The sequence below is a fragment of the Mycobacterium sp. E183 genome (assembly GCF_001667735.1).
In the GTDB taxonomy this organism is placed as follows: domain Bacteria; phylum Actinomycetota; class Actinomycetes; order Mycobacteriales; family Mycobacteriaceae; genus Mycobacterium.
On sequence record NZ_LZJN01000163.1, the window covers coordinates 12,624 to 27,899 of the forward strand.

Below are 15,276 nucleotides of genomic sequence, written 5' to 3' on the forward strand. Positions count from 1 at the left end.
GTCAGCCGTCCAGGCGCAGGCCTTGCGCCGCCGCGAAGGCCACCGCCTGCCCGACGTCGACGCGGGCACCCGTCAGCGAGGCGGTCCGCCACAACGCGGGATCCACGGTCGCGCCGCGCAGGTCGGCGTCGTCCAGCCGCGCGCCCGTCGCCCGCGCACCGGACAGGTCGGCACCGCGTAGCACCGCCTTGCGCAGGTCGGCCTCCACCAGGCTGGCCTCTCGCAGCCGGCAGCCACTCAGGTCGACGCCCCGCAGGTCGTTACCGCCCAGCACCGCGAGCGTGAAGTCGACCTCGTCGAAGGAGATCGGCCGCATCCGGCACTGCACGAACACCGAACCCAGCATGCTGCACTGCGCAAAGGTGCTGTGCCACAACGAGGTTCGCCGGAAGGTGCAATTGCGAAACGCCGACCCGCGGTGTCGGGACTCGGCCAGGTTGGCGCCGCTGAAGTCGCACTCGTCGAACACGGCCCGCTCGGTGTCCAGCCGGCTGAGGTCCTCGTCGGTGAAGTCGTGGCCGGTGAGTTCCTTGTCGGCCCACCGCTCGGTCAATTCGCCGTCAGGCTGGCCAGTGCGTATTCGCTCACCGCGATCAGCGCGTCGGTCGCCGACCGGCGATCCCGTGCATCGACCGTGATCACCGGGATGTGCGCCGGCAGGGTGAGCGCCTCGCGCACCTCGGCGACGGGATAGCGCGGCGCGCCGTCGAATTCGTTGACCGCGATCAGGAACGGCAGGTTGCGGTGCTCGAAGAAGTCGACTGCGGCGAAGCTGTCCTCCAGGCGCCGGCAGTCCACCAGCACGATCGCCCCGATGGCCCCGCGCACCAGGTCGTCCCACATGAACCAGAACCGGCGCTGACCCGGCGTGCCGAACAGGTAGAGCACCAGGTCCTCGTCCAGGGTGATCCGGCCGAAGTCCATCGCGACGGTGGTGGTCCGCTTGTCCGGGGTGGCCTCCAGCGCGTCGACGGCGGTCGAGGCGTCGGTGAGCATCGCCTCGGTGCGCAACGGCATGATCTCCGACACCGCGCCGACGAACGTCGTCTTGCCTGCACCGAATCCGCCGGCGATGACGATCTTCGTCGAGGCGTGGGCGGGATCGGAGTACACCTCGGAGTGCGCCTCAGAGTGCCTTAAGGCCACGCAGCGTCCTTCCTATCAGTTCGTGGCGCTCATCTCTGGTCGAACGCTCGGACAACGTCCTATGCACCCGAAGGTAGCCGGACAAAACCAGATCGCCGACCAGGACGCGCGTGACACCGAGCGGCAGATCAAGCCGTGCGGAGATCTCGGCGACCGACGGGCTGCCGACGCACAGTTGAATGATCTTGCCTTTCGCGTCGTCGGGCGGCCACCGGTGAGCCAGCCCGGCCTGCAGCGTCTGGATCGGGGCTTCCACGGGAAGGTCGACGTCGGTGCCGGTCCGCCCGGACGTCAGGGTGTACGGGCGGACCAGGTTCCCTCGGCGTGCGGTCGGCTCAGCAAGGTGCCGGGGCTCGCGTTCGTCCATCGCGGCTCACGAGACGCCGGACCGGCGGGTGGACTGCACCACGCCCCCGACCCGTTCGACCAGGATGGCCATCTCGTAACCGATCTGACCGATGTCACACGACGTCGCGGCGAGCGTGGCCAGGTGCGAGCCGTCGCCGACGCGCATCAGCAGCAGGTAGCCGTTCTGCATCTCCACCACCGACTGCAGCACCTGGCCACCCTCGAACAGCTGCGCGGCGCCGGCCGCCAAACTGGCCAGGCCGGAGGCGACCGCGGCCAGCTGGTCGGCGCGCTCGCGCGGGAGATGTTCGCTGGCGGCGATGGGCAGCCCGTCCACGGAGACCAGCAGCGCATGCGCCACGCCCGGGACCTCGCGGGCGAACCGCGTCACCAGCCAGTCCAGGGAGTTGTCGGGTGCGGTCATTCCTGCTCTGGCCCCTGGGTGTCGCGGGCGTGCACCCGGCCAGTGCGCACGCCGCCGAAGTGGCTGCTGAACGAGGCTCGCACCGCCTCGGGATCGCGGGCGGCGGCCGCGTGCTGCGGTTCGCGGCCGGAGTGCAGGCCGCCGTTGGGCTCTTGGCTCTCGTCCTCGTCGGGCCGGGCCGTCCCATTGGCGGCGCCGGGCACCAGCCGGGCACCGGGCGTACGGACCGGCAGGCCGTGCTCGGCGGTGCGCGACTCGACGGGCGTGTCCTCGGCCGCCGCGGCCAGCGTCCAGCCGCGGTCCCACACCGACTGCCAGTCCAGGTCGGGGCTGTTGACCAGGTCGTGCGGATCACCGAGCATCTCCGACAGCATCCGCCGGTAGATCACGTCGTCGTCAGCGGGAGCGGCTGCGCTCTTCGGCGCGGCCGGGATCGACGGGGCGGGCGCGCTCGGCGCCGGGCTCGGCGGCTTGTCGGCGGCCGCGGCCGGCTCGTCCGCCTCCCGCGACCGCGCGGCGAAGAACGCCGACGTGTCCGAAGCGCGGACGGGCTTCGGCTCCGGTTTGGCGTCCGGGGCGCTCGCCGGGGTCCCGCCCTCCCACCACGGTGTGGGCAGTTCGCGCCGCTGCGGCAGCGGCTCGGCGGGTTCGGCGGGCACCACGGTGATGCCGCTGGAACCGGGATTGCGGCGCGGCAGCAACGTGACCGGCGGCGCCGCGGCGGGGGCGTTGCGGGCCGGCTCGGGCCGGCGTTCCTCCTCGGGCGCGGCGACCGCGGCGGCGGGCTGCGCGCCGGGCGCCGAAACCGCCCGGATCCGGGCGACTCGGGCCTGCGGCGCCGAGCCCTCGAGAATCGTTGGGGGCAGGTAGATCTCGGCGGTGGTGCCCGAGCCTTCCTCGTTGGCCGCCGGGCCGCGCAGCCCCACCCGGATGCCGTGCCGGTCCGCGAGCCGGCCGACGACGAACAGGCCCATGTGGCGGGCGTTGTCGGGGCTGACCTCGCCGCCGGCCTGCAGCCGCATGTTGGCGATGCGCCGATCGGTGTCGTTCATGCCCAGGCCGGAGTCGGCGATCCGCACCACGACTCCGCCGTCGCCGCCGCGGGCCGCCGAGACGCGCACGGGCGTCGCGGGTGGCGAATAACGCAGGGCGTTGTCGATCAGCTCGGCGAACAGGTGGATGGCGCCGCCGGCGGCGGCGCCGATCAGCGTGCTGTTGTCGGGCAGCCCGGCGATCTCGACGCGGCGGTAGTCCTCGACCTCGGAGACCGCGGCGCCCAGCACCGTCGACAGCGGCACCGGGTCGCGCTGGTCGCGCGCGAGCTGCGCGCCCGCCAGCACCAGCAGGTTGGCGCTGTTGCGGCGCAGCCGGGCGGCGAGGTGGTCCAGCCGGAACAGGCTGTCCAGGCGCTCGGGATCCTCCTCGTTGCGCTCCAGCCGATCGATGAGTGACAGCTGCTGGTCGACCAGCGAGCGGCTGCGCCGCGACATGGTCTCGAACATGTCGTTGACCAGCAGCCGCAACCGGGCCTCGTCGCCGGCGAGCAGCAGGGCCTGGGTGTGCAATTCGTCGACCGCGTGGGCGACCTGGCCGATCTCCTCCGTGGTGTACACCGGCAGCGGCTGCGGCGTCGGCTCGGCGCCGCCCGCCTTGACCCGGGCGATCTCCTCCTCGAGGTCGGTGTGGGCCACCTTGAGGGCTCCGTCGCGCAGGACGCGCAGGGGCCGCACCAGCGCGCGGGCCACCAACAGCACCACGATCAGCGCGATCACGATGGCGGACAGCACCAGGACGGCGTCGAGGATGGCGGCATTGCGCCTGTCTGCGGCCTGGGCGTGCACGGTTTTCGTCACCGCCGCGGTGGCGTCCTTGACGATCTGGTCGGCGATGTCGTCGGTGGTCTGTATCGAGCGCAGCAGGTCGGCGTTGTCGACGAGGACGCTGGCCGGGTCGGACATGATCGCCATCCGGGTCACCAGCTGCTGCTGCAGCGTCTTGGCTTCGGGCGAGCCGGCGCCGAGGACCTCGCTCATCCCGAACAGGGTCGACGGCTCGGTTCCGGCCAGGGTGATCATCGAGGTCCGCAATTGCGGCTCGGGCAGGTCGGCGCCCCGGGTGACGAGGATCTTCTGCATCGTCATCTGCCCGCGGGCCCCGACGGCACGGCTCAGGCCCTGGGTCTGGGCGCGGACCTTCTCGTCGTCGACGCGGACCGACGCGTTGATGACGTCCTCGGCCGTCAGCAGGATCGGGGCGTAGAGGGTCACCCGCTCCCGCAAACCCAGGCCGTTGTCGGTCGCCTTGTTCACCAGCATCTGACCGCCGTCGAGCAGGTTGGTCACCCCCGACCGGACTTCGGGGCTGACGTCGGTGTCGCGCAGCCGGGTGTCCAGTTCGTATTTGCGCGCCTCGAAGTTCTTCTTGGCCCCCTCCACGTCGCGCCCGGTGCTGCCCGCCAGCAGGGCGACGTCGAGGGCCGACATGTATTTGGTGATCACGGGGACCACGTCGGCGCGGGCCGCGGCCAGCCGCAGCCCGGCCGAGTTCGCCATTGCGCCCTGGATGCGCAGCCCGCCGAAGACCGTTGCCAGCACCAGCGGCACCAGCACGATCGCCAGGACCTTCCACCGGACCGGCCAGTTGCTGAGCGACCAGGCCGGTGGGCGTTTGGCCGGCGCCGACTCGGCGGCGCCGGGCGGCGGGGACTCGGGGACCGCCTCGGCAGGGGTGGCCGGGCGGGCGAACATGGTCACGTCGGCACGGCCGCGCGACCGGCCGCTGCGCTGATGCTCAGCGCTCGAGAAAACGAGAGGCTCATGAGACTTCCTGCTTTATCCACCCGTGCCACGCCAGATGGGCGCGAGCGCGTCAACGTGGCAATCCGACGAGTATGACAGCCCGCGGCCCAGGTCACCAGAATCCGTACTGAGCAGACAGGCCTCTCCAAGGTGCACCGGCGCGCGGGCCGACGATCCTGGCAAACCCGCTAGGCGTGGCGCAGGACGGCGACGAGGAAATCCGACTCATCGGTGAACGGGCGCAGGTCCCAGGTGGACAGCAGCAGGTCGGGCTCGAGCCCGGCGGCCGCCGCGTCGTCGAGGAACTCGGCGAATCCGTAGTCGCGGCCCGCGCCGAAGCCGATCGCCGCCCGACCGTCGTCCCCGAGGTGGGCCCGCAGCCGGCCCAGCACCCGGCGCCGCGTGCTCGGCGCCAGGAACGTCATCACGTTGCCGGCCGACACGATCACGTCGAACGGCTCGGCGATGCCGCGGGCGGGCAGGTCGAGCTCGGCGAGGTCGCCGACGAGCCAGCGCGGCCCGGGGTGATCCTGCTCGGCCGCTTCGATCAGCGCCGGGTCGACGTCGACGCCGACGACCTGGTGACCGGCGGCGGCCAGGTACCCGCCCAGCCGGCCGGGGCCGCAGCCGGCGTCGAGGATGCGGGCGCCGCGCGGGGCCATCGCGTCCACGAAGCGCGCCTCGCCGGCCAGATCGTCACCGGCGCGGGCCATGGCGCGGAACCGCTCGATGTACCAGTGCGAATGTCCCGGATCGGCAGCGACTTTCCGCATCCAGAGGCTCTGCTCGACCATGCGACCATTATCGCGTTGTGTTCAAGCTGATGTTCTTCTCCCCGCGCATCGCCCCCAACACCGGCAACGCCATCCGGACGGCGGCGGCGACCGGATGCGAATTGCACCTGGTCGAGCCGATGGGCTTCGACCTGTCCGAACCCAAGCTGCGGCGGGCCGGTCTGGACTATCACGACCTGGCGTCGGTGACGGTGCATCCGTCGCTGCCGGCCGCGTGGGAGGCGCTGTCGCCGGAGCGGGTGATCGCCTTCACCTCGCACGCGCCCACCTCGTTCGCCGACGTCCGCTACCGGCCGGGCGACGTCCTGTTGTTCGGTCCCGAGCCGACCGGACTGGACGCGGCGACGCTGGCCGACGAGCACATCACCGCGCAGGTGCGCATCCCGATGCTGGCGGGGCGGCGCTCGCTGAACCTGTCCAACGCCGCGGCCGTCGCCGTCTACGAGGCCTGGCGGCAGCAGGGTTACCCGGGCGCGCTCTAGCGATGAGTTCTGCGACCGACGGGAGTCAGCATTGATATGCCTACCTTCATCACCATCGGTTACGGCGACGAGGCCGGATACCACCAGTTGAGCGCGCACCGCAGACACGCCGCGCACGCCCGCGACGACGAACTCAGCGCGTCCGGCGCGCTCGTCGCCCGGGCCGGAGATCCCGTCCAGGTGCGCAATCCGGAGGGGGCCGGAGTGCGGATCGAGCCGGGCCCCTTCCTCCGATCGGCTCTGCCGATCGCGGGATTCGCGGTCATCGAGGCCGACGATCTCGACACGGCGATCGAGCGCGTCAGCCAGACGCCGTGTGCGGTCGCGCACGGGGTCGTCGAGGTTTGGCCTCTGCAGACCTGACTACCAGGTGTTCCAGTGGGTGAGCTGCTCGGCGGGCAGCCGCTTGGCCGGGCGGAAGTCGGTGCCCTTGGTGTAGGCGATCGGGAACAGCCCGCCCTGGCTGTACTCGTCGTACGGGATGCCCACCACGTCTGCGACCTGCTTTTCACCGTCTCCGAGCAGGTGCAGCGTCGTCCAGCACGACCCCAGCCCGCGGGAGCGCAGCGCCAGGCAGAAGCTCCACACCGCCGGGAACAGCGACGCCCAGAACGACACGCCGCCCAGCGGCTGCTTCTCCTCCCGGCCGAAGATGCAGGGAATCAACAACACCGGCGCCTCGTGCATGTGCTCGGCGAGGTAGGTCGCGGAGTCGCGCACCTTGCCCATCCGCTCCCCGCGGGTGTCCCCGTCGGCGTATTCGGGAGCGGGTGAGCTCAGGTAGGCCCGGGCGTTTTTCAGGTAGACGTCGGCGATCGCCTTCTTCTTGTCCGCGTCCTCGACGAACACCCACTGCCAACCCTGCGAATTGGATCCGGTGGGGGCCTGCAGCGCCAGGTCGAGGCATTCCATCAAGACGTCGCGTTCGACCGGCTTGTCGAAGTCCAGGCGTTTGCGGACCGAGCGGGTGGTGGTGAGGACTTCGTCGACGGACAGGTTGAGGGTCATGTGTTGGAGACTACCTGCGGGCCCATGAGCGGCGAACTGGCGCAAGAGGTTTCCGACGGGCCGGCGCCTCAGGCACCGAGCGTGAATCCACGGTGGGAATTGGGTCGAAATCCCGCAGCGGAGTGCACGTGCGGCGCCGTCGTCTCCGTCGCGCTGGGTCAGGTCAGGACGGGGGCGGCGGGGCCGGCTGGTCGGGCGGAATCGCCCCACCGCAACCTCCGGGTGGCGGCGGGCCAGGCAGGGGTTCGTCGCCACCGACGCAGTCGTAGTAGAACTGTGGGCCGACGATCCAGGTCTTCATCCACTGGTGCCAAAACGACCCGTCGGGGTACTTCTCGCCGTCGCACACGGCCAGGTTGCCGTACCCCCATCGGCCGCCCGGGCAGAAGCCCTTCGTCATGTCGGGCTGGTGCGGATCGGGCGGGTCGGCGCTGGCAATCGCGGTTGGAAGAGCAAGCGCCGCAACACAACCCAGCATCGCAGCGCCAAGCCGACTACGTTTGAATCTCATCTCGACTCCCTGCTTCTGGCTGACGCGCGGCGATGAGGCGATAGTTTACGACGCAAACGGATGGGTGATGTCGCTTTCTAGCGGAAATCGCGCGACTTCGAGCCGACCGCCAGGGTGATGCGCCCCAGCCGCTCGGCGACGACGGTGACTGCGCCGCTGGCGTTTTGGACCTGGCCGCGCACCAGCATCGCCGGCGCGGAGTTGGCCAGCTTGCGGTGCCGCGCCCACAACGCCGGCGTGCACAGCACGTTGACCATCCCGGTCTCGTCCTCGAGGTTGAGAAACGTCACCCCCTGTGCCGTGCCCGGGCGCTGCCGGTGGGTCACCGCGCCGGCGATCAGCACGCGGTCGCCGTCGGGCACGCCGAGCAGCTTCTCGGCGGGCACCACGCCCATCGCGTCCAGGTCCGCCCGCAGGAACTGCGTCGGATAGCTGTCCGGGGAGACTCCGGTGGCCCACACGTCGGCGGCGGCCAGCTCCAGTTCGCTCATCCCGGGCAGCGCGGGGACATGCGACGACGAGCCGACGCCGGGCAGGCGGTCCGGGCGTTGGGTGGCGGCCGCCCCGGCCGCCCACAGCGCCTCGCGCCGCGACATGGCAAAGCAGCCGAGCGCCCCGGCCGTCGCCAGCGCCTCTGTCTGCGGCACCGACAGCGGTAGCCGGGTGGTCAGGTCCAGCAGAGAAGCGAACGGGCCGTTGGCTTTTCGTTCGCCGACTAGCCGCTCGGCGAGGTCGTCACCGATGTGGCGCACCGCGCCCAGCCCGAGGCGGACCTCGGTGCCCGCGTTCTCGAGGGTGGCGTGGGCCAGGCTGGCGTTGACGTCCGGGCCGTGCACGGTCACGCCGTGCCGGCGCGCGTCGGCCACCAGCGACTGCGGCGAATAGAAGCCCATCGGCTGCGCGCGCAGCAGCGCCGCGCAGAACGCAGCCGGGTGGTGCAGCTTGAACCACGACGAATAGAACACCAGCGACGCGAAGGACAGCGCGTGGCTTTCCGGGAAGCCGAAATTGGCGAACGCCTCCAGCTTTTCGTAGGTCCGGTCGATCACCTCGTCGGGCGCGCCATGCAGCGCACGCATGCCCTCGTAGAACCGGCCGCGCAGCCGGCGCATGCGCTCGGTCGAGCGCTTGGAGCCCATCGCTCGGCGCAACTGGTCGGCCTCGGCGGCGGAGAAGCCGGCGCAGTCGACCGCCAGCTGCATCAGCTGCTCCTGAAACAGCGGCACCCCCAGCGTCTTTCGCAGGGCGGGCTCCATCGACGGGTGGTCGTATACCACCGGGTCCAGCCCGTTGCGCCGCCGGATGTAGGGGTGCACCGAGCCGCCCTGGATGGGGCCGGGGCGGATCAGCGCGACCTCCACCACCAGGTCGTAGAAGATCCGCGGCTTGAGCCTGGGCAACGTGGCCATCTGCGCGCGTGACTCCACCTGGAACACGCCGACGGAATCGGCGCGGGCCAGCATCTCGTACACCGCCGGCTCGGAGAGGTCGAGCCGGGCCAGGTCCACCTCGATGCCCTTGTGCTCGGCCACCAGGTCGATGGCGTAGTGCAGCGCCGAGAGCATGCCCAGCCCGAGCAGGTCGAACTTCACCAAACCGATTGCCGCGCAGTCGTCCTTGTCCCACTGCAACACGCTGCGGTTCTCCATGCGTGCCCACTCCACCGGGCAGACGTCGGCGATCGGGCGGTCGCAGATCACCATGCCACCGGAGTGAATGCCCATGTGCCGCGGCAGGTTCCGGATCTGGTTGGCCAGGTCGACCACCTGCTCGGGGATGCCCTCGACGTCGGGCGAATCGGCGAGCCCGTTCCAGTGGCTGATCTGCTTGCTCCACGCGTCCTGCTGACCCTGGGAGAAGCCCAGCGCGCGGGCCATGTCGCGCACCGCGATCCGGCCCCGGTAGGTGATGACGTTGGCGACCTGAGCGGCGTAGTCGCGGCCGTATTTGTCGTAGACGTACTGAATGACCTTCTCGCGCTGGTCGGACTCGATGTCCATGTCGATGTCGGGTGGCCCGTCGCGGGCGGGCGACAAAAACCGCTCGAACAGCAGCTCGTTGGCCACCGGGTCCACTGCGGTGACACCGAGGGCATAACAGACCGCGGAGTTGGCTGCCGATCCCCTGCCCTGACACAGGATGTTGTTCTCCCGGCAGAACCGGGCGATGTCGTGCACCACCAGGAAGTAGCCCGGAAAAGTGAGCCGCTCAATGACTTTCAGCTCATGCTCGATTTGCGCGTACGCGCGCGGCGCGGTGTCGGCCGGCCCGTAGCGGTCGCGTGCCCCCGCCATGGTCAGCTGCCGCAGCCAGCTGTCCTCGGTGTGCCCGGCGGGCACGTCGAAGGGCGGCAGCTGCGGGGCGATCAGCGCCAGCCCGAACGCGCATTGCTCGCCGAGCTCGGCGGCGGCGGTCACCGCGTCGGGCCGCTGCCCGAACAGCCGGGCCATCTCCTCGCCGGACCGCAGGTGCGAACCGCCCAGCGGGGCCAGCCATCCGGCGGCGGTGTCCAGGGACTGCCGCGCCCGGATGGCGCCCATGGCCATGGCCAACCGGCGCCGCGGCGGACCCGCGAAATGCGCGCCGGTGGTGGCGACGACGCCGAGGCCGAAGCGGGGCGCCAGCCCGGCCAGCACCGCGTTGCGCTCGTCGTCGAGCGGGTGGCCGTGGTGGGTCAGCTCGATGCTGACCCGGTCCGCACCGAACCGGTCCACCAGGTCGGCCAGCGCCCGCTCCGCGGCCTCCGGCCCTTGTGACAACGCTTGGCGGACATGGCCTTTGCGGCATCCGGTCAGGATGTGCCAGTGCCCCCCTGCGGCCTCGGTCAGCGCGTCGAAGTCGTAGCGCGGCTTGCCCTTCTCGCCGCCGGCCAGGTGCGCCGCGGCCAGCTGCCGCGACAGCCGCCGGTAACCTTCCGGGCCGCGGGCCAGCACCAGCAGGTGCGGGCCCGGCGGATCCGGCGTCTCGGTGCGCGCGCCCGGCCCCAGCGACAGTTCGGCGCCGAACACGGTGCGCAGCTCGAGCTCGGCGGCCGCCTCGGCAAACCGCACCGCCCCGTACAGCCCGTCGTGGTCGGTGAGCGCCAGCGCGCGCAGCCCCAGCCGGGAAGCCTCCTCGACCAGCTCCTCCGGCGTGCTGGCACCGTCGAGGAAGCTAAACGCCGAATGCGCGTGCAGCTCGGCATAGGGGACGGACGAGCGAGCCGCCCGGGCGCCGTCCGGCGGCCGGTACGTTCCGCGCTTGGGCGAGAGGGGGGCGTCCTCCCCGGGCACCACCGGCACGCCGGCATGGCGCGGTTTGCTGTCGAGCACCCGCTCCATTTCCGCCCAGCTCGGCGGGCCATTAAACCAGCCCACACCTGAAAGCATATCGAAAGTTTGTTCGAATTACCTCCGGTGCAGGACAACCGTTGTTAAACCGATCTTCAACTCCTAAACACGCTCTTAACGCCGCGGGCCTACCGCGGGCAACAAGGACCGACAGACACTGGTATCAGGGCGAAAATGAGGCGGGGGCGAGCATGGCGCAGGTGAGGGCACTGGATACGGCTTTCCTGAAGACCCACCACCCCGACCAGCACGCCGGCCTGGCGATCGGCGCGGTGGCCATCGTCGACGGCGCACCCGACCATCAGCGCCTCCAAGCCCTTCTGGCGGAACGCATTCGATCGATTCCCCGCTGCACGCAGGTGCTGCGGCCGCACCCGACGCACCCGGGCTGGGTCGACTGCCGGGACTTCGACCTCGCCCAGCACGTGCGCCGGGTGGCGATCAACCGACCGGGTGACGACACCGAGCTGTCCCGGGCCATCGCCCACGCCCTCGAACGGCCGCTGAGCCCGGACCGCCCACAGTGGGAGTGCTGGGTGATCGAGGGCCTCAAGGGCAACCGATGGGCGATCCTGATGAAAGCCCATCCCCGGCTGCTGGACGGCAAATCGCCCGCACACCTGCTCACCAGGCTTTGCGACGACGCCGACGAGAGCGCCTTCGCCAATGCCCCTGCGGCCGAACCGGTTTCGCAACCGCCGGTGCGGCGAACCGGCTGGGCCGATGCGCTGTGGCGGGCGTCCTGGACCGCGACCGGCGCCGTCGTCGGCGCGCTCTGGCCCGCGCTGCAGTCGCCCGATCGCGCCGCAACGCCCCGGCGCTACGCCACGGTGCGGGTCCCGATCGCCGACGTCGACCGCGTCTGCCGCAGGTTCGGGGTGACCGTCAACGACGTCGCGCTGGCCGCCGCCACCGAGGGCTTCCGGACGGTCCTGCTCGGTCGCGGTGAGGAGCCACGGGCCGACTCGCTGCCCGCCCTGGCGCCGACGCCGGTCCGGTCGCCGTACCTGCCGGTCGAGGACGACGACCCGGTCCAGCGCTTGCGCACCGTGCAGACCCGATGGAACGAAAAGGCAGCGGATACAACCCAATCCGGCGGCATCATCGAGTCGGCACTCAACTCCTTGCCGACGCTCGTGCGGGACGGCGTCGTTGCGCTGCTGTCCCGGATCCCGCAGCGCGCCATCGTGACGCTGGGCACCAACGTGCCCGGGCCCCGCCACCGGCTGCGCCTGATGGGACAGACGATGGAGCGCCTGCTGCCCATCCCCCCGACCGCCGTCCAGTTGAGCACCGGGGTCGCGGTGCTGAGTTACGGCGACGAACTGGTATTCGGCATCACCGCCGAACCCGGCGCCGCGTTCGACGTCAAGCAATTGGCCGCCGGAATCGAACTGGGCATGGCGCGGCTCGTGGCGCTCAGCCAGGATTCGGTGTTGCTGTTCGGCGATCGCCGCCGCGGGCGGGCGCCGCGCGCCTTCCCCGGTCGCCCGCCGGGTGCCCGCCCGCCCGCGCCGGGGCAAGCCCGGCACTGACCCACTCCCCGACCGGCCTGCCACCGTGAGAAGGTGGGGTCGTGCCACAGTCGGGATTGGTCGTCATCGACCCGCGCCGCCACGACGCGGTGCTGTTCCACGCGCCGGACCCCAGCCTGGAGGGCAAGTTGCGCGTGGCCGGGGTGGGCACCGCCGTCTACACCGGGGACCCGTCGGAGGCGGCCCGCCGGCTGCAGGTCCGGCCCGGCCGATGCGCGGTCGTCACCGCCGACGGCTCGGTCGTCGCGGCCGCGCGCGCCGGCGGATTCGCGTTGGTCATCGGCGTCGATGAGGGGCGCGGCGACGCGCTGCGGGACGCCGGCGCCGACGCGGTGGTCGCCGACCTGCACCAGATCACCGTGCGCACCGGGGACCGTCGGATGTCGCAGCTGCCCGACGCGCTGACGGCCCTCGACGACCTGGCCGCGCGGCGGCCCGCGGTGTTCTTCGACTTCGACGGCACGCTGTCCGACATCGTCAACGACCCGGACGCGGCCGTCCCGGTCGACGGCGCCACCGAGGCGCTGCGGCAGCTGGCGACCGGGTGCCCGGTGGCGATTCTGTCCGGCCGTGATCTGGCCGACGTGACGAAACGCGTTGGGGTGCCCGGGATTTGGTATGCCGGCAGCCACGGGTTCGAATTGACCGCGCCCGACGGCGCGCACCACCAGAACGACGACGCCGCCGCGGCCATCCCGGTGCTGGAGGCCGCCGCCGGCGAGCTGCGCGAGCGACTCGGCTCCATCCCGGGAGTGGTGGTGGAGCACAAGCGCTTTGGGGTCGCCGTGCACTACCGCAACGCCGGACGCGACCGGGTCGGCGAGGTGGCGGCCGCGGTGCGCGCAGCCGGCCGCCGCGACGGCCTCCGGGTGACCACCGGCCGGGAGGTCATCGAGCTGCGCCCGGACCTGGATTGGGACAAGGGCAAAACGCTGCGCTGGGTGCTCGATCACCTAACCGAGGCCGAACCCGGCGCCCGGACCCCGGTCTACCTCGGCGACGACATCACCGACGAGGACGCGTTCGACGCGGTCGGCGACGGCGGCGTGCCAATCCTGGTGCGGCACTACGACGACGGCGACCGCGCCACCGCGGCGCGATTCGCGCTGGACAGCCCCGCGCAGGCCGGCGAGTTCACCGCCCGCCTGGCGCGCAAGCTATCGCCCTAAGCCTGTACGTATTCCGCGGCGCCGTCGTCGAGGACCACCCGCGGGCCGCTGCCCTCGGCCCCCGAGGCCTCGGTGCGAAACACCGCCTTGCCCGGCTCGGTGCGCCAGATGAGCGTGGTCAGCGTCTCGCCGGGAAACACCGGCGAGGTGAACCGCGCGGCGATCGAGGTGACGTTGGCGGCGGTCCCGCCGCCGAGCTCGGCGACCAGCGCGCGGCCCGCGACCCCGTAACTGCACAGGCCGTGCAGGATCGGCTTGGGGAAGCCGGCGAGCTCGCGGGCGAACCACGGGTCGCTGTGCAGCGGGTTGCGGTCACCGGAGAGCCGGTAGATCAACGCCTGATCCTCCCGGGTGGGCAGGGCGACCCGGGCGTCGGGTTCGCGGTCCGGGATCTCCGGGGCCACCGGGCGCTGGCCCGGCACGCCGCCGAATCCGCCCTCGCCGCGGATCACGAGGGTGGTGAGCGTCTCGGCGATCAGCTTCTCCGAATCCGGGTCGGTGCCCCGGCCGCGCAACACGAGGATCGCGTTCTTGCCCTCGCCCTTGTCCTGGATGTCGGCGACCTCGGTGACCACCGACAGCTTCCCCGCGGCCGGCAACGGCGCGTGCAGCCGGATTTCCTGCGAGCCGTGTAGCAGCATGGCCCAGTTGAACGTTCCCACCTTGCCGGCTGCCCCGAAGGCCGGGCAGCAGATCACCGCGTAGGTGGGCAGCACCTGCTGCTCGATGCCGTGGCTGTTCTCGGTGGTGAACGACAGGTCGTCGAGGCCGGCGCCGACGCCGAGCGCATACAGCAGCGTGTCCCGGTCGGTCCACTCGAACAGCATCGGTTCGGTCACCGCGCCGACGGCACTCGGGTCAATCGCCATCTGAGTCTCCTTCGCAAGTAATTTCTCCACTTAACCATCGCAAACCCTTCCCACCGATGCCGTCGGCAGGGCAGGCTATTTGCCATGCCGAAGCGCAGCGTGATCCGGAATGTCTCGAAGGCCGTCGCGGCGCTGACCGCGGTCCTCGTCGTCGGGGCCTGCGGTGGGTCACCGCAGGCACGCAGCATCACGATCACGTTCATCCGGCACGCCCAGTCGGCATCCAACGCGAGCGGGATCATCGACACCTCGGTGCCGGGGCCCAGCCTGACCCCGGAGGGCCAGGGTCAGGCCCAGCAGGTCGCGCATCAGGCGGGCCATAAGGACTACGACGGCATCTACGCCTCCACGATGGTCAGGACACAGCAGACCGCAGCGCCGCTGGCCTCGGAGCTGGGCAAGCAAGTCGAGGTGCTGCAGGGCATTCAGGAGATCAACGCGGGCTGGTTCGAGGGCAAGCCGATCGCCCAGGAGAATGCGACGTACCTGCTGGCGCCCGCGGACTGGCTCCGGGGCGACACGCAGGACAGCATCCCCGGGTCGATCAGCGGCAAGCAGTTCAACGAACAATTCACCGCCGCAATCGCAAAGGTCTACAACAGCGGCCAGCACAACCCGGTGGTGTTCTCGCACAAATTCGCCATCGAGTACTGGACGCTGATGAACGCGAAAAACGCCAAGGACTCACTGCTGACCAGCCATCCCCTGCCCAACGTCGGCCGCGTGGTGATCACCGGCAACCCGATGAACGGCTGGACCCTGGTCGACTGGGACGGCATTCGCGACTTCCACAACTGACAATCCCCGCCACGCCCGCGACGGTTGACGGTGGCGACCCGCCACGCCCGGCGACGCCGCGCTCG

15 protein-coding genes are annotated in these 15,276 nt (G+C 71.0%); 5 read left to right on the forward strand and 10 right to left on the reverse strand.

Features of this window, described 5'->3' with window-relative positions; translation table 11 throughout:
• Position 1 precedes the first annotated feature (1 nt).
• The 6 genes from A5691_RS19235 to A5691_RS19260 all read right to left on the reverse strand — a co-directional run bounded on the left by A5691_RS19235 (position 2) and on the right by A5691_RS19260 (position 5,510).
• Positions 2-553: a pentapeptide repeat-containing protein gene (locus tag A5691_RS19235; protein WP_067760333.1), complete on the reverse strand. Its 552-nt coding sequence runs from the start codon at positions 551-553 to the stop codon at positions 2-4.
• Positions 550-1,146 (reverse strand): ATP/GTP-binding protein, encoded by a 597-nt coding sequence (locus A5691_RS19240; protein ID WP_067760335.1) that lies wholly within the window; start codon positions 1,144-1,146, stop codon positions 550-552. Before A5691_RS19240 ends, A5691_RS19235 begins: the two co-directional genes overlap by 4 nt.
• A complete protein-coding gene (locus A5691_RS19245) occupies positions 1,127-1,513 on the reverse strand; it encodes a DUF742 domain-containing protein (protein ID WP_067760337.1) in 387 nt (128 codons plus the stop codon). The genes A5691_RS19240 and A5691_RS19245 overlap by 20 nt, the downstream gene beginning before the upstream one ends.
• 6 nt (positions 1,514-1,519) lie before the next feature.
• Positions 1,520-1,918: a serine protease inhibitor gene (locus A5691_RS19250; RefSeq protein WP_068018655.1), complete on the reverse strand. Its 399-nt coding sequence runs from the start codon at positions 1,916-1,918 to the stop codon at positions 1,520-1,522.
• Complete coding sequence (locus tag A5691_RS19255) at positions 1,915-4,665, reverse strand: sensor histidine kinase (protein ID WP_067759998.1); 2,751 nt, start codon at positions 4,663-4,665, stop codon at positions 1,915-1,917. Before A5691_RS19255 ends, A5691_RS19250 begins: the two co-directional genes overlap by 4 nt.
• 239 nt (positions 4,666-4,904) lie before the next feature.
• Positions 4,905-5,510, reverse strand: coding sequence for a bifunctional 2-polyprenyl-6-hydroxyphenol methylase/3-demethylubiquinol 3-O-methyltransferase UbiG (locus tag A5691_RS19260; RefSeq protein WP_067759979.1), 606 nt, complete (start codon positions 5,508-5,510; stop codon positions 4,905-4,907).
• Between the two features lie 17 nt (positions 5,511-5,527).
• On the opposite strand from A5691_RS19260, the gene A5691_RS19265 reads away from it, so the two are divergent.
• Both A5691_RS19265 and A5691_RS19270 read left to right on the forward strand, forming a co-directional pair.
• Positions 5,528-5,992 carry a tRNA (cytidine(34)-2'-O)-methyltransferase gene (locus tag A5691_RS19265; protein WP_068018653.1) on the forward strand — a complete coding sequence of 155 codons (465 nt, stop codon included), beginning with the start codon at positions 5,528-5,530 and terminating at the stop codon, positions 5,990-5,992.
• Between the two features lie 36 nt (positions 5,993-6,028).
• Entirely contained in the window at positions 6,029-6,355 is a 327-nt protein-coding gene (locus A5691_RS19270; protein ID WP_068018651.1) for a YciI family protein, read from the forward strand.
• On the opposite strand, the gene A5691_RS19275 is transcribed toward A5691_RS19270, so the two are convergent.
• The 3 genes from A5691_RS19275 to A5691_RS19285 all read right to left on the reverse strand — a co-directional run bounded on the left by A5691_RS19275 (position 6,356) and on the right by A5691_RS19285 (position 10,867).
• Positions 6,356-7,000 (reverse strand): nitroreductase family protein, encoded by a 645-nt coding sequence (locus A5691_RS19275; protein ID WP_067759988.1) that lies wholly within the window; start codon positions 6,998-7,000, stop codon positions 6,356-6,358.
• Positions 7,001-7,163: 163 nt separating this feature from the next.
• Positions 7,164-7,511, reverse strand: a complete 348-nt coding sequence (locus A5691_RS19280) for a hypothetical protein (RefSeq protein ID WP_067759992.1) — start codon at positions 7,509-7,511, stop codon at positions 7,164-7,166.
• 77 nt (positions 7,512-7,588) lie between these two features.
• On the reverse strand, positions 7,589-10,867 hold the full coding sequence (locus tag A5691_RS19285) for an error-prone DNA polymerase (protein ID WP_068266757.1): 3,279 nt from the start codon (positions 10,865-10,867) through the stop codon (positions 7,589-7,591).
• A gap of 164 nt (positions 10,868-11,031) precedes the next feature.
• Here A5691_RS19285 and A5691_RS19290 point away from each other — a divergent pair, with 164 nt between their 5' ends.
• Both A5691_RS19290 and otsB read left to right on the forward strand, forming a co-directional pair.
• Positions 11,032-12,375 (forward strand): wax ester/triacylglycerol synthase domain-containing protein, encoded by a 1,344-nt coding sequence (locus tag A5691_RS19290; RefSeq protein ID WP_068018639.1) that lies wholly within the window; start codon positions 11,032-11,034, stop codon positions 12,373-12,375.
• 41 nt (positions 12,376-12,416) lie between these two features.
• Positions 12,417-13,544: a trehalose-phosphatase gene (gene otsB, locus A5691_RS19295; protein ID WP_068018637.1), complete on the forward strand. Its 1,128-nt coding sequence runs from the start codon at positions 12,417-12,419 to the stop codon at positions 13,542-13,544.
• On the opposite strand, the gene A5691_RS19300 is transcribed toward otsB, so the two are convergent.
• Positions 13,541-14,413 (reverse strand): MaoC family dehydratase, encoded by an 873-nt coding sequence (locus tag A5691_RS19300; protein ID WP_067751463.1) that lies wholly within the window; start codon positions 14,411-14,413, stop codon positions 13,541-13,543. The two genes, otsB and A5691_RS19300, sit on opposite strands and share 4 nt — an antisense overlap.
• Positions 14,414-14,497: 84 nt before the next feature.
• Between A5691_RS19300 and A5691_RS19305 the strand changes: the two genes are divergently transcribed.
• Entirely contained in the window at positions 14,498-15,211 is a 714-nt protein-coding gene (locus A5691_RS19305; protein ID WP_067751465.1) for a histidine phosphatase family protein, read from the forward strand.
• Positions 15,212-15,276: the final 65 nt, after the last annotated feature.

Bases quoted from the DNA above. Each gene is read 5' to 3' on its own strand.
- A5691_RS19245 (WP_067760337.1), bottom strand. From the start codon at position 1,513: ATGGACGAACGCGAGCCCCGGCACCTTGCTGAGCCGACCGCACGCCGA.
- A5691_RS19250 (WP_068018655.1), bottom strand. From the start codon at position 1,918: ATGACCGCACCCGACAACTCCCTGGACTGGCTGGTGACGCGGTTCGCC.
- A5691_RS19255 (WP_067759998.1), bottom strand. From the start codon at position 4,665: ATGTTCGCCCGCCCGGCCACCCCTGCCGAGGCGGTCCCCGAGTCCCCG.
- A5691_RS19260 (WP_067759979.1), bottom strand. From the start codon at position 5,510: ATGGTCGAGCAGAGCCTCTGGATGCGGAAAGTCGCTGCCGATCCGGGA.
- A5691_RS19270 (WP_068018651.1), top strand. From the start codon at position 6,029: ATGCCTACCTTCATCACCATCGGTTACGGCGACGAGGCCGGATACCAC.
- A5691_RS19275 (WP_067759988.1), bottom strand. From the start codon at position 7,000: ATGACCCTCAACCTGTCCGTCGACGAAGTCCTCACCACCACCCGCTCG.
- A5691_RS19280 (WP_067759992.1), bottom strand. From the start codon at position 7,511: ATGAGATTCAAACGTAGTCGGCTTGGCGCTGCGATGCTGGGTTGTGTT.
- A5691_RS19290 (WP_068018639.1), top strand. From the start codon at position 11,032: ATGGCGCAGGTGAGGGCACTGGATACGGCTTTCCTGAAGACCCACCAC.
- A5691_RS19300 (WP_067751463.1), bottom strand. From the start codon at position 14,413: ATGGCGATTGACCCGAGTGCCGTCGGCGCGGTGACCGAACCGATGCTG.
- A5691_RS19305 (WP_067751465.1), top strand. From the start codon at position 14,498: ATGCCGAAGCGCAGCGTGATCCGGAATGTCTCGAAGGCCGTCGCGGCG.